This window comes from Polaromonas sp., assembly GCF_039932935.1.
Taxonomy (GTDB): Bacteria; Pseudomonadota; Gammaproteobacteria; order Burkholderiales; family Burkholderiaceae_C; genus Polaromonas.
This window is the reverse complement of sequence record NZ_JBDTPB010000058.1, coordinates 1-13,787: the sequence shown is the minus strand read 5'-3', so window position 1 is coordinate 13,787 and position 13,787 is coordinate 1. Positions and strand designations below refer to the sequence as shown.

Annotated in this window: 9 protein-coding genes and 1 riboswitch; of the genes, 6 read left to right on the top strand and 3 right to left on the bottom strand. The window is 64.2% G+C overall.

Going from position 1 to position 13,787, the window contains the following annotated elements; genetic code table 11:
- The 6 genes from ABI546_RS10560 to ABI546_RS10535 all read left to right on the top strand — a co-directional run.
- Window positions 1–3,086 (top strand): transglutaminase family protein (locus ABI546_RS10560; RefSeq protein ID WP_348046552.1); only part of this gene is annotated, 3,086 nt, incomplete at its 5' end.
- A 155-nt stretch (window positions 3,087–3,241) separates the two neighbouring features.
- On the top strand, window positions 3,242–6,058 hold the full coding sequence (locus ABI546_RS10555; RefSeq protein WP_348046551.1) for a circularly permuted type 2 ATP-grasp protein: 2,817 nt from the start codon (window positions 3,242–3,244) through the stop codon (window positions 6,056–6,058).
- Window positions 6,059–6,081: 23 nt separating this feature from the next.
- Window positions 6,082–6,996: a transglutaminase family protein gene (locus tag ABI546_RS10550; protein ID WP_348046550.1), complete on the top strand. Its 915-nt coding sequence runs from the start codon at window positions 6,082–6,084 to the stop codon at window positions 6,994–6,996.
- Between the two features lie 252 nt (window positions 6,997–7,248).
- On the top strand, window positions 7,249–7,701 hold the full coding sequence (locus ABI546_RS10545; RefSeq protein ID WP_348046549.1) for a RidA family protein: 453 nt from the start codon (window positions 7,249–7,251) through the stop codon (window positions 7,699–7,701).
- A gap of 5 nt (window positions 7,702–7,706) precedes the next feature.
- Complete coding sequence (locus tag ABI546_RS10540) at window positions 7,707–8,213, top strand: hypothetical protein (RefSeq protein ID WP_348046548.1); 507 nt, start codon at window positions 7,707–7,709, stop codon at window positions 8,211–8,213.
- 162 nt (window positions 8,214–8,375) lie between these two features.
- A riboswitch (FMN riboswitch) is annotated at window positions 8,376–8,537 on the top strand.
- Window positions 8,538–8,621: 84 nt separating this feature from the next.
- Complete coding sequence (locus ABI546_RS10535) at window positions 8,622–9,134, top strand: 6,7-dimethyl-8-ribityllumazine synthase (RefSeq protein ID WP_348046547.1); 513 nt, start codon at window positions 8,622–8,624, stop codon at window positions 9,132–9,134.
- Between the two features lie 131 nt (window positions 9,135–9,265).
- Here the strand turns inward: ABI546_RS10535 and parC are convergent, their stop codons facing one another.
- The 3 genes from parC to ABI546_RS10520 form a co-directional block, all read right to left on the bottom strand.
- Window positions 9,266–11,620, bottom strand: a complete 2,355-nt coding sequence (parC, locus tag ABI546_RS10530; protein ID WP_348046546.1) for a DNA topoisomerase IV subunit A — start codon at window positions 11,618–11,620, stop codon at window positions 9,266–9,268.
- Window positions 11,621–11,762: 142 nt separating this feature from the next.
- On the bottom strand, window positions 11,763–12,647 hold the full coding sequence (locus tag ABI546_RS10525; RefSeq protein WP_348046553.1) for a lytic transglycosylase domain-containing protein: 885 nt from the start codon (window positions 12,645–12,647) through the stop codon (window positions 11,763–11,765).
- The coding region (locus ABI546_RS10520; RefSeq protein ID WP_348046545.1) for a toprim domain-containing protein at window positions 12,647–13,787 on the bottom strand (1,141 nt) is incomplete at its 5' end. The genes ABI546_RS10520 and ABI546_RS10525, both read right to left, overlap by 1 nt.

Here is a 13,787-nt window from a genome sequence, read left to right as displayed (position 1 = left end):
GGCTGGCCTGCGGCTCCTGCCGCGACACCGGCTGGCTGCTGGTGCAGCTGCTGCGGCACATGGGCCTGGCTGCGCGTTTTGTCTCGGGCTATTTGATCCAGCTGAAAGCCGATGTCAAATCCATCGACGGCCCCAGCGGCGCCGAGGCCGATTTCACCGACCTGCACGCCTGGTGCGAGGTCTTCCTGCCGGGCGCTGGCTGGGTTGGCCTGGACCCGACATCGGGCCTGATGGCGGGAGAAGGCCACATCCCGCTGGCCTGCACGCCCGAGCCTTCCAGCGCCGCGCCGGTAGAAGGCGGTGTCGACAAGTCCGAAGTCGAGTTCGAGCACCACATGGCGGTGCAGCGCATTTACGAATCGCCACGCGTGACCAAGCCCTACACCGAAGAGCAATGGCAAGAAGTGCTGGCGCTGGGAGAAAAGGTAGACAAGGACCTGGCCGCGGGCGACGTTCGCCTCACCATGGGCGGTGAGCCGACTTTTGTGGCCACCACCGACCGCGACGCGGCCGAATGGAACATCGACGCGCTGGGCCCGACCAAACGCGGCTACGCCACCGAGCTCGTGCAAAAGCTGCGCGCCGAGTATGGCGAGGGCGGCTTCCTGCATTTCGGCCAGGGCAAGTGGTACCCCGGCGAGCAATTGCCGCGCTGGGCGCTCAGCATTTTCTGGCGCAAGGACGGCCAGGCCATATGGCACAACCCCGCCTTGTTTGCCGACGAGCGCCAGCCCTGCAACTACACCAGCGCCGATGCGCAGCGCTTTGTGCAGACGCTGGCGGGCAAGCTCGGCCTGGCGACGACCTACATCACGCCGGGCTATGAAGACACCTGGTATTACCTCTGGCGCGAGCGCCGCCTGCCGGTCAATGTCGATCCGTTTGATTCGCGCCTGGACGATGCCATGGAACGCGAGCGCCTGCGCCGCGTCTTCATGCAGGGTCTGGACTCGGTGGTGGGCTATGTGCTGCCGCTGCAAACCAAAGAGCAACTGACGAAAAGAAACCCCGGCGCCTCGCCCTCTCTGGTGGGCCCGAAGTGGACCACCGGCCCCTGGTTCTTCCGCGACGAACGCATGTATCTGATGCCGGGCGACTCACCCATGGGTTACCGCCTGCCGCTGGATTCCGTGCCCTGGGTTTCCAAGACGGACTACCCCTACATGATCGAGGCAGACCCGTTTGCGCCGCGCCAGGACTTGCCGCCGGCTTCCGCGCTGGCCGCCCGCTACAACGGCAGCGTCAGCGCGGCCCAAGGGGTAATGCCCGCCGCATCCGCGCCAGCGTCGACCAACGGCAGTGCGAGCGCCTTTGCGCAATACATGGCGCGTTACATGACCGGCAACGCGGCCTTGTCGCAAGCCAGCCGCATCCTGCAATTTCGCCCGTCGGGGCCAGCGGCCGCTGACCCCAAGGCAAGCGCAGCCTCGCCTGCTCAGCCAGCCGCCCCGGCGGACGACCGGGCACCCAAGCCCTTTGAATCGGCCGCCTGGCTCACGCGTACAGCGCTTTGCGTCGAGGTGCGCGATCCGCAACGCGCCAACGGCCCCAAAGACAAGCCCAAGGCCGACCCGGATAACAAGGCCAACAAATCGGGCCGCGGCGAAGTCGGTGCGATCTACGTCTTCATGCCGCCCATGGAGCGGCTGGAAGACTACCTCGACCTGCTGGCCGCCGTGGAAGCAACCGCCCAGTCACTGGGCGTGAGCATCGTGCTTGAAGGCTACCCGCCGCCGCGCGACCCGCGCCTGAAAATGCTGCAGGTCACGCCTGACCCAGGCGTCATCGAAGTCAATATCCACCCGGCATACAACTGGGGCGAGCTGGTGGAACACACTGAGTTCCTCTATCAGATCGCGCACGAAACGCGCCTCTCGGCCGAGAAGTTCATGACCGACGGTCGGCACACCGGCACCGGCGGCGGTAACCACTTTGTGTTGGGCGGCGCCACGCCGGCCGACAGCCCCTTCCTGCGCAAGCCCGAGGTGCTGGGCAGCCTGGTCGCCTACTGGCACAACCACCCTTCACTGAGTTATTTGTTTTCGGGCATGTTCATCGGCCCGACCAGCCAGGCACCGCGCGTGGACGAGGCGCGCAACGACCAGCTGTACGAGCTGGAGATCGCCCTGCGCGAAATCGAAAACAACCGAAAAAAGTACGGCGCCGACATGCCTCCGTGGCTGGTGGACCGTACGCTGCGCAACATCCTGGTCGATGTCACGGGCAACACGCACCGCAGCGAGTTCTGCATCGACAAGATGTACTCGCCTGACTCCTCCACCGGGCGTCTGGGCCTGCTGGAGCTGCGCGCCTTTGAAATGCCGCCGCATGCGCGCATGAGCATCGCCCAGCAGTTGCTGCTGCGCGCGCTGGTGGCGCGCTTCTGGAACAAGCCCTACCACGGCCGCATGACACGCTGGGGCACCGAGCTGCACGACCGTTTCCTGCTGCCAAGCTTTATCCGCATGGATTTTGCCGACGTGCTGACCGAGCTCAAGGAGTCCGGTTACGCCTTCGACATGGCCTGGTTCGAGCCGCATTTCGAGTTCCGCTTCCCGATGATCGGGCAGGTCAAAGCCAGCAGCATCGAGCTGACACTGCGCAGCGCGCTGGAGCCCTGGCATGTGATGGGCGAGGAAGGCTCGGCCGGGGGCACCGTGCGTTATGTGGACTCTTCGCTGGAACGGGTGGAAATCCATGTGACGGGCCTGAACGACAACCGCTACGTCATTACCGTCAACGGCCGCGCATTGCCGCTGCAAAGCACCGGCCGGGTCGGCGAATACGTGGCGGGCGTGCGCTACAAGGCCTGGAACCCACCGTCTGCCCTGCACCCGTCCGTCGGCGTGCACGCGCCGCTGACTTTCGACATTGTCGACACCTGGATGGAGCGCTCGCTGGGCGGTTGCCAGTACCATGTGGCGCATCCGGGCGGGCTCAGCTATGAGACCCTGCCGGTCAACTCCTATGAGGCCGAAAGCCGCCGCCTGACCCGCTTCTTCCGCATGGGCCACACGCCCGGCAAGATGCGCGTGGCACCGGCACAAGCCAGCCGTGAGTTTCCGTTCACGCTTGATTTGCGCTGAATCCGTGCCGGTAGCGGCCCGGGAGGCCTGAGGGCGCCCGGGCGAAGCGCCTCCCCTACTGTCAACGGCTGTCTTATGGCTGCAACATTTGCATGCACAGACGGCATAAATAGCCATTTGGCCGCGCATTCAGCCCGCCTTGATCCTTTCAGGGGATGGGCCGCAGGCATACTTGCACCCACGTGGAAAATAACACTTTGTCACTTTTTGCCGCCCAGTCGCTTGAATCCCCTTGCGCACTGGCTGCCGCGCTGGCGCCTCATGCGGCGGCGGGGCATTTTGATGAATTGCGAGGCCACGTTTCCGAAGGCCCCGCGCCCGTGGAGACGGCCCCACCCGCACAGCCCGCGCTGCGGGCCGCGGGCAGCCTCGCTGGAACCGCCCCTACCCAGCCCAAAGCCCCGGCAGCCGGGACGGACGACACCCTGTCGCCCGACTGGACACGCTTTTTCAACTTTCTCGGCAGCGACGGCTTTTACGACCTGAACCACCGCACCGCCAACCTGCGCCGCCAGATCCGCGACAACGGCGTGACCTACAACGTCTACGCCGACGCCAACGGCCCGCAGCGGCCCTGGTCGCTGGACCTTTTCCCCATGATGGTCTCGGCCGCCGACTGGACGCAGATCGAGGCCGGCATCCAGCAGCGGGCGCGCCTGCTGGACCGCGTGATGGCCGACATCTACGGCCCGCAGGAGCTGCTCTCCAAAGGCCTGCTGCCCAGCGCACTGGTGCATGCCCACCCAGGCTATTTGCGCGGCATGCAGGGCGTGCAGCCGGCCGGCGGCACCTATTTGCACATTGCCGCTTTCGACATCGCGCACGGCCCCGACGGCCGCTGGTCGGTGGTGTCGCAGCGCACGCAGGCGCCTTCGGGCCTCGGTTACCTGCTGGAAAACCGCCTGACGATTTCGTTGCTGTTTCCCGAAGCCTTCCGCGAAATGAAGGTCGAACGCCTGGCCGCGTCGTACAAGGCGCTGGTAGACGGCCTCAAGGCCATGAGCCCGGCCGACAGCAACGAGGAAAGCCGCGTCGTGCTGCTGACCCCGGGGCCTTACAACGAAACCTATTTCGAGCACGCCTACCTCGCGCGCTTCCTCGGCCTGACACTGGTCGAGGGCAGCGACCTGCTGGTGCGCGACGACAAGCTCTACCTGAAAACCCTGCGCGGCCTGGAGCGCGTGCACGGGCTGCTCAAGCGCCTGGACGACGAATTCCTCGACCCGCTGGAACTGCGCTCCGACTCCACGCTGGGCGTGCCCGGCCTGCTGCAGGTGATACGCGCAGGCAATGTGCTGGTGGTCAACACGCCGGGCTCGGCCTTTCTTGAGTCCACCGCCCTGCTCGGCTTCCTGCCTGCGCTGTCCGAACACCTGCTCGGCGAGACGCTGGCCCTGCCCTCACTGGCCACCTGGTGGTGCGGCGAACAGGCTGTGATGCAAGATGTATTGAGCCAGCTCAAGAACTGCGTGATCAAGCCGACCTACCCCGGCACCGGCATGGAGTCCGTCATCGGCCATACCCTGTCGCGCCGGGCGCTGGACGAATGGGCCGGCCGCATTGTTCGCCGGGGCGAAGACTTCACCGTGCAGGCTTATCTGCCGCTGCCGCAAACGCCGACCTGGCAAGGCGAGCGGATGTCCCCGCGCTCGGCCATGCTGCGCGTGTTTGCAGTCGCCGACGGCAATGGCTCCTGGCAAGTGCTGCCGGGCGGGCTGGCGCGGCTGGCGGGCAAGAACGAAAACATGTCGTCGATGCAGCACGGCGGCAGCAGTGCCGACGTGTGGGTGCTGGGTGACCCCTCCGCGGCCAGGGCCGTGGCCGAACACACCGCCGCGCCGCGTGCCGAGCAGCCGGCGCCTGCCTGGGCCGTTGCGCCGCTGCGCCACCGCCCGCCCGTGACCAGCCGCGCGGCCGAGAACCTTTTCTGGCTGGGCCGCTACACCGAACGTGCCGAAAACTCCACGCGGCTGGCGCAGATCACGCTGCAATGCCTGGGCGGCGAAGACCAGACCTCACAGCCCTTGCTGGCGTGGCTGACCGGCATGGCCATCGGCAACGCGCTGGTGCTGGACACCGTGCCGCCGGCCACGCAGGCGCGCCGCGTCTTCGAACGCGCGCTGATCGCCAACCTGGCCGACACCGAGCAGGCCGCCAGCGTCGGCTTCAACCTGCAGGCGCTCAAAAGTGCGGCATCCGCCGTGCGTGAACGCCTGTCGCAGGAGCAGTGGCACATGATCGTGCGCACCGAGACCGACTTCTTCCAGCGCTGCTCCGTTTTCAGCGGCGTGGGTCAGACCCAAAGCCAGGGTGGCGCGCAAGGCCAGAGCCAGAGCCAGTCCCTGCTCGAATACTCCTCCGTCGAGGCGCTGCGGGCGCTGGAGTCGGCCAGCGGTTTTCTCTCTGCCATGACGGGTGCGCAAACCGACCGCATGACCCGCGACGACGGCTGGCGACTGCTCAGCGTGGGCCGGCTGATCGAGCGGCTCAACACGCTGGCCGGGGCGCTGGTGCGCGGTTTCGAAACCGGGTCGGTCTTTGAAGAGGGCGGCTTCAACGCCATGGTGGCGCTGTTCGACAGCACCATCACCTTCCACGCGCAATACCAGCAGCGCCGCGACATCCCGGCCCTGCTTGATTTGCTGGTGCTGGACCGCGACAACCCGCGCTCCCTCGGCTGGGTGGTACAGACCCTGCGCGGACGCCTGGCCAAGCTGGCGGGCAGCGCGCCGGGCTATATGCCTGAACTGGCGATGGCGCTGCCCGACCCCGGAAGCTGGGCGCTGGCCGATTTGTGCCAGGAGGCACAAGCCCGCGCCGACGATGGCGAAGAGGAAAACGGCGGGCAACATGACGGGCGGCTGGTGCAGCTGCTCGAGCAATGCTGCGACGCGGCGCTCGACCTGTCGGACACCTTGAGCCGCCGCTACTTCAGCCACGCGGCTTCCGCCAGCCAGAGCCTGGGCGCCTGAGCCCTGGCCAATTGGAATTTTCCGTGCTGCTTCACGTCGTTCACGAAACCCGCTACCGCTATGCCCCGGTGGTGGAAAACGCGCACCATGTGGTGCACCTCAAGCCCGCCAGCCGAAGCGGCCAAAGCCTGCTGTCCTATGCGCTGCGGGTGAACCCGGAACCGGTCCAGCTGCGCGAAACCGAAGACGTCTACGGCAACACCCGCACCTACTTTTCCCTGCAGGCTGCGCATGAGAGCCTGACCGTGGTGGCCGACAGCATCGTCTCCACATCGGCCCTCAACCCACTGCAATCGGAAGCATCGCTGTCCGCCGGAAAACCTGCATCGCCCGCATGGGAGCAAGTGCGCGAGCAGTTCCGCTACCGCGCCGGTGCGGCCTACGACAGCGCCTCCGAATTCCTCTTCGCCTCGCCCTATGTGCCGCGCGACGACACCTTCATCGAATTTGCCCGCCCCAGCTTCCTGCCCGGCCGGCCGCTGCCTGAGGCAGCGCGCGACCTGATGGAGCGCATCCACAGCGCCATGATCTACGAGAGCGAAAGCACCGAGGTCAATACACCGGCGCTTGAGGCGCTCAAGCTGGGCAAGGGGGTGTGCCAGGATTTCGCCCACATCATGGTGGCCTGCTGCCGCGCCATGGGCCTGCCGGCGCGTTATGTCAGCGGCTACCTTCTCACCACGCCGCCGCCCGGCCAGCCACGGCTTGTGGGCAGCGATGCCTCCCATGCCTGGGCTTCGGTGTACTGCCCCGGCCTGGGTGCCTGGCTCGACTTTGACCCCACCAACAACCGCGCACCGGGCGAAGATTACGTCACGCTGGCCATCGGCCGCGACTTCCTCGATGTATCGCCCATGCGCGGCGTGATCCGCGGCGGCGCACAGCACATCCTGGACGTGGCCGTTACCGTGGAGCCGGTGGCAAGCGCTAGCGACTGAGCCGCTTGGGTCGCCGGCGGCGCTTCCAGCCGCGCGCCCTCCGGCAAGCTGCGAAGGCCACTGCAAGCAGCGACCTGACCGCCCCCGCTCCATCATTTCCTTTCATGGCCTGACAGGCCTATGGTCCGCCGTCAACGCCCTACAATTCCCTGCACTGCCAGCCGGCCGCGCAGCTTCTCCGCTATTAAAAGCATAGCTGCTTGCGCTTGTCCCCATTGGGCTGGAACCATTTTTCTTAACCAAAGGACCATCATGAGCGTTTACGACAAGCTGAAAGCACTGAACATCACCCTGCCCGCCGTGTCGACTCCCGTCGCCGCCTACCTGCCCTTCGTGCAGACCGGCAACCTGGTGTTCCTGAGCGGCCACATCGCCAAGAAAGACGGCAAGCCTCTCGTCGGCCAGCTGGGCAAGAACATGACGACCGAAGAAGGCAAGGCTGCGGCGCGCTCGATCGCCATCGACCTCATGGGCACGCTCGAAGCCGCTGTCGGCCTGGGTAAAGTCAAACGCATCGTCAAGCTCATGAGCCTGGTCAACTCGACCGGCGACTACACCGAGCAGCACCTGGTGACCAATGGCGCCAGTGAACTCTTCGGCGAAATCTTCGGTGATGCCGGCAAGCATGCGCGCAGCGCATTCGGTGTTGCGCAGGTTCCCATGGGCGCTTGTGTCGAGATCGACCTGGTTGCCGAAGTCGGCTGAGCGGCATGTTTCCTGCCGCGAAGATACCCATCGCCCTGCTGGCATTTCTGGCCCTGTCTGGTGCCGCCAGAGCAGCGCCAGACCTTGTCGGTGAATGGAAGTCAGATGCGGTGCGCTCGACGGCATTCAACGACGCGCATGCCAGACTCCAGCCCGAGACAGCGCGGTTTCTGTCCCAGCTGATGGGGCACATGACCTTGAAGATCACGGCAAGCACGTTCACCTTTGACATACCCGATGTCCAGACCGAAACCGCCGAAGGTAAAAAGAGTCTGCTGCAAGGCTTCCGGGAAAGCCAGAGCTATCAGCTGCTGGGCACAACGGACAAAACGGTGGCCATCAAACGTGTCGCGCCAAAGTCCAGCTCTCCGCGCATCACCGTCTACAACTTCGAAAGCCCGGACATCATGTGGATGTACGTCGACAACGCCGACGACGCGGGAATGACGCATGTCCGCGAGTACTTTTTCAGAATACCGGCAAGCGCACCGCCCAAGGATGCAGCACGCTGAATCTGTTTTGGGGCGGGCAAACAACCCTGTAGCGGCCTGAAAACCGCACAATTTCTCAACGTCGCTTCGTTTCCCCACGCACCGTAGGGCGGTCCGAAAGGGTCGCGTTCACGTCACTCCCATCGGACTTATGATCAACCTGCTCCGGCCATTTTGCCGGGGCAGCGTTCTCAGGGCGGGGTGAAATTCCCCACCGGCGGTGTTTGCAGGCAACTGCATCAGCCCGCGAGCGCCTTATTGCCGTGCTTCACGCGGCAATAAGGGTCAGCAGATTTGGTTCAATTCCAAAGCCGACGGTCACAGTCCGGATGAAAGAGAGCGCGATGTTGACGGCCTGCCGTGGCTTTTCGCTGCGGCATGCCTGCGATCTCGTGCGCCCTGATTCTGGTAACACCTATAGAGGCACCCATGAGTCAGACTGACATTTCCAAACCTTCCTTTTCCGCATCGGGCAAACCGGCTGCTGCGGCTCGCTTTGCCTTCATCCAGTCGTCATGGCATGAAGACATCGTGGACAACGGGCGCAACGCCTTCCTGGCCGAAATGGCCCGGCAGGGCGTGGGCCTTGAGGCGATCGACACCTTTGAGGTGCCGGGCGCCTTTGAGATCCCGCTTCACGCCAAAAAACTGGCGCAGTCGGGCCGCTACGCGGGCATCGTCTGCTGCGGCTTTGTGGTGGACGGCGGCATTTACCGCCATGAGTTTGTGGCTGACGCCGTGATCCGTTCGCTGATGGCCATCCAGCTGGAGACCGGTGTACCGGTGTTCTCGGCGGTGCTGACACCGCAGCACTTCCATGAGCACGAAGAGCACCGCCGGTTCTTTGCCGAGCACTTCCTGGTCAAGGGCAAGGAAGTGGCGCAGGCCTGCCTGGAAACGATCACAAGCCTGAAGAAGCTTGAGGCGCTGATAGCGGCCTAGCTGAGCCGCCCCATCACAAAAAAAGGCCCGTGAGGCCTTTTTTTGTGATCAGCATCGAGGTACTTTCGCTATCAAAAAAATAGCTGCTTGCGCCTGTCCGCATTGGGCTGCAGCCTGTTTTTATATAAATATCACTCGACGCGCGCGACCCCGGTCGGCTTGAAGCCCAGATCGGCCGCCTTGCCCTTGCGGGCACGCGTGCCACGCGCATTGTTCAGCGTGCGAATTTCCAGGGTTTCCTCGCGCTCCTTGCCGCCCCGGCCTATGCCTTCAATCTTCACGCTGCGCGTGTAGGCAGCCGCCCCAGCCAGCGTGTCCTTGGCATCGAGGTCCAGCAGCACCAGCCCGCGTCCGCCGGCTGCCTGCATCTTGAGCTCGCTGATTTCGAAAGTCAGGATACGGCCGCCTGTGGAGGCACAGGCCACGTGGGTGGCAGGCACCAGGGGTGTGGAACTGCTGGTGAAAGCCGCATGCGATGGCCGGCAGATGGTTTCGCCTTCACCGCAGCTGATGAAGGCCTTGCCGGCTTTGAGGCGGGACGTCATGTTCTCGACCGTGGCCAGGAAGCCGTAGCCGCCGCTGGCACTGAGCAGCAGCGCGGCGTTGGACGGGCCCGCGAAGTAATGGACCAGTTGTGTACCGGACTCCAGGTCGATCAGGGTCGTCAGTGGTTGGCCGTCGCCCCGCGCGCCAGGCAGCGCAGACACCGGCACCGAATAAATACGGCCACGTGAGCCGAAAGCCAGCAGCGTGTCGACGGTGCGGCATTCAAACGTGCCGTAAAGGCCGTCGCCGGCCTTGAAGGCAAAGCCCGCCGGGTCGTGCCCGTGGCCGCCGCGCGCGCGCACCCAGCCCTTGTCGCTGATGACCACCGTCACGGGCTCGTCCAGCACCTTGACTTCGAGCACGGCTTTTTTCTCGGCCTGAATCAAGGTGCGGCGCGCATCGGCGAACTGCTTGGCGTCGGCTTCTATTTCCTTGATGAGCAAGCGGCGAAGCGCTGCCGGGCTGCCGAGGATTTCCTCGAGTTTTCCCTGCTCTTCGCGCAGGGCTTTGAGCTCCTGCTCGATCTTGATGGCTTCCAGCCGCGCGAGTTGGCGCAGGCGGATGTCAAGGATGTCATCGGCCTGAATTTCAGACAGCTTGAAACGCTCGATCAGCGCCGCTTTGGGTTCGTCCGACTGTCGGATGATGGCGATCACTTCATCGATGTTGAGCAGCACCAGCTGCCGTCCTTCGAGGATGTGGATGCGGGCCAGCACCTTGTCCAGGCGAAACTGCGAACGGCGCTGCACCGTGGTCTGGCGGAACTCGATCCACTCCGTCAACATCTGGCGCAGTGATTTTTGCGTGGGCCGGCCATCCAGTCCCACCATGGTGAGGTTGATGGAAGAGGAGCTTTCCAGGCTGGTGTGGGCCAGCAAGGTGTGGATCAGCTCGTTCTGCGCGATCTTGCTGGTCTTGGGCTCGAACACCAGGCGCACAGCGGCGTCCTTGCTCGACTCGTCGCGCACCACGTCCAGCACCGCCAGGATGCTCTGCTTGAGTTGTACCTGGTCCTGGCTCAGCGCCTTTTTGCCGGCCTTGATTTTCGGGTTGGTGATCTCTTCGATCTCCTCGAGCACGCGCTGGGTGCTGACGCCGGGCGGCAGTTCCTGCACCACCAGTTGCCACTGGCCGCGCGCGAGTTCCTCGATCCTCCAGCGCGCGCGCACCTTGAGCGAGCCGCGGCCGGTGTTGTAGGCGGCAGCGATTTCTGCCGCGCTGGAGATGATCTGGCCCCCGCCTGGGTAGTCGGGGCCGGCCACCATCGCGTAGAGCTCGTCATCTGCCAGCTTGGGCGTCTTGATGAGGGCGACGCAGGCATCGGCGATTTCACGCAGGTTGTGGCTCGGGATTTCCGTCGCCAGGCCGACAGCGATGCCGCTGGCGCCGTTGAGCAAGGCAAACGGCAGGCGGGCCGGCAACAGCCTGGGCTCCTCCGTTGTGCCGTCGTAGTTCGGCATGAAATTGACGGTGCCTTCGTCAATCTCGTCGAGCAGAAGGCGCGCAATCGGGCTCAGGCGCGCTTCGGTATAGCGCATCGCGGCCGCGCCGTCGCCATCGCGGCTGCCAAAGTTTCCCTGGCCGTCAATCAGCGGGTAGCGCAGGCTGAAATCCTGCGCCATGCGCACGAGTGCGTCATAGGCTGCAGTGTCGCCATGCGGATGAAAATTACCCAGCACATCACCGACCACCTTCGCGCTCTTGCGCGCCTTGGGGCCCGAGGGCGCGGCGTTGGTGAACGACAGGCCCATGCGATGCATTGCGTACAGGATGCGGCGCTGCACTGGTTTTTGACCGTCGCAAACATCGGGCAGGGCGCGGCCCTTGACGACGCTGAGCGCGTATTCAAGGTAGGCCCGCTGCGCGTACGCGGCGAGCGAATCCTGGTCCGCGGGTTCGGGAGGAAGGGGGGCGACTGCGTCCGGTGTGAAGAGATCCATCGTGAATTTGAATTGGCTGCTGGGTCAGGTTATGCCGGGCCGGTGCGCACAGGCGCGACCGGTACAGAAGGATGAACAGAAAAACAGGAGGGGAGGCTTTGAGGCGGCCCGCTTTGCCGGCGGAATGCCTGATCCATGGGCGTCAGTTCCGCTCGGGTGGAAGCTCCGGGGTGGCGGTAGACGCCACCGTGGTCGGCACCATGTTGCCGCGGCCGGCGGTGCCGCCCATCATTTCCAAGCGGACCCGGCCGCCGGACGCTGCCATCATGCTGGGCGGCTTGAGGTGGTTGTACAGCTGCATCACGGTCTTGACGTAATTTTTGGTTTCGGGGTAATTGGGGATCTTGTTGCCCGCGCGCTGCACGGCGCCCTCACCGGCGTTATAGGCCGCGATAGCCAGCTCAAGCTGGCCGGGGAACATGGCAATCAGGTCGCTGAGGTAGCTGGAGCCCGCCCGGATGTTGGTCTTGGGATCGGTGAGTTTTTTCTGGACCGTGGTGCTTTTGTCAGCCCGCACGCCATAGCGATCTGCCGTCGGCGGAATCAGCTGCATCAGCCCGATCGCGCCCTTGGGCGACACCGCCTGGGTGTTGAAGCCCGACTCGGTGGCGATCAGGGCCTGCAGCAGTTCGTAGTCAATACCATGCTTGACGGAAGCCTCGCGCAGCAAGTGCTTCACGGCCTTGTAGTTGGGTGATACATCAAAATAAGCCAGCAGCTTCGGCGGCGCCGCTGCCACACCCGTGGCGCGGCTGGCGCCACTGCCCACGGCTTTGCCGCTTCGCCCCGTATTGCCGTCAGCGCTGAAGCTTTCGGCACCGCGAAAGAAAAGCTCATAGCGGTCATCCAGCCGTGCGGCTGAAAAATGCGCGATGCCGTCCTTGTCGACGTAACCCCAGATGTCGGCATGCGCCGGTGCGGAAAACAGCACGACCAGACCCATCACCATGGCGGGCAAGCCGATGGCGCGCAAAGGCCTGCGCAGCAGCGAAAGAAATAAGGGGCACAAGGCCAGAGGCAGTTTCATCAAATGTCAATTTCCACGGTGTCGCCGTGCAGCTCCATCAGTTCGCGGCGCGCCGCAGCTTCGCCCTTGCCCATCAGTTTGGTGATGAGCGCTTCGGTTTGCAGAAAATCCTGGTTGCCCAATTGCACGGGCAACAGGCGACGGGTATCTGGATTGAGCGTGGTTTCCCATAATTGTTCCGCGTTCATTTCGCCCAGGCCCTTGAAGCGGCTGATGCTCCAGGCGCCTTCACGCACGCCATCTTTGCGTAACTTGTCTAATATGGCGGTCAATTCGCCTTCATCAAGGGCATACACCTTGGATGCCGGCTTTTTGCCCCGCGCCGGCGCATCGACCCGGAACAGCGGCGGCCGGGCCACATAGACATTACCCGATTCGATCAATTTGGGAAAGTGGCGGAAAAAGAGGGTCAACAGCAGCACCTGGATGTGCGAGCCGTCCACATCAGCGTCGCTCAGGATGCAGACCTTGCCGTAGCGCAAGCCGCTCAAATCAGGCGTGTCGTTGGGGCCGTGCGGGTCGACGCCGATGGCGACGGCGATGTCGTGGATTTCGGTGTTGGCAAACAGGCGGTCGCGCTCGACCTCCCAGGTATTGAGCACCTTCCCGCGCAGCGGCAGAATGGCCTGGCTTTCCTTGTCGCGGCCCATTTTGGCGCTGCCGCCGGCCGAATCGCCCTCGACCAGGAAGACTTCGTTGTGCGCCAGGTCCCGGCTTTCGCAGTCGGTCAGCTTGCCGGGCAGCACGGCCACGCCGGAGCCCTTGCGTTTTTCGACCTTCTGGCCGGCTTTCTGGCGGGTTTGCGCAGCTTTGATGGCGAGTTCGGCCAGTTTGCGGCCGTAGTCGACGTGCTGGTTAAGCCACAACTCCATGGTGGGCCGCACAAAGCTGGACACCAGCCGCACCGCATCACGGGAATTGAGGCGTTCCTTGATCTGGCCCTGGAACTGGGGATCAAGCACCTTGGCGCTCAGGACATAGCTGGCGCGCGCAAACACATCCTCAGGCAGCAGCTTGACGCCCTTGGGCAGCAACGAATGCAGCTCGATAAAACTCTTGACCGCATTGAAGAGGCCGTCGCGCAGGCCGCTTTCGTGGGTGCCGCCGGCGCTGGTCGGGATCAGGTTGACGTAGCTCTCG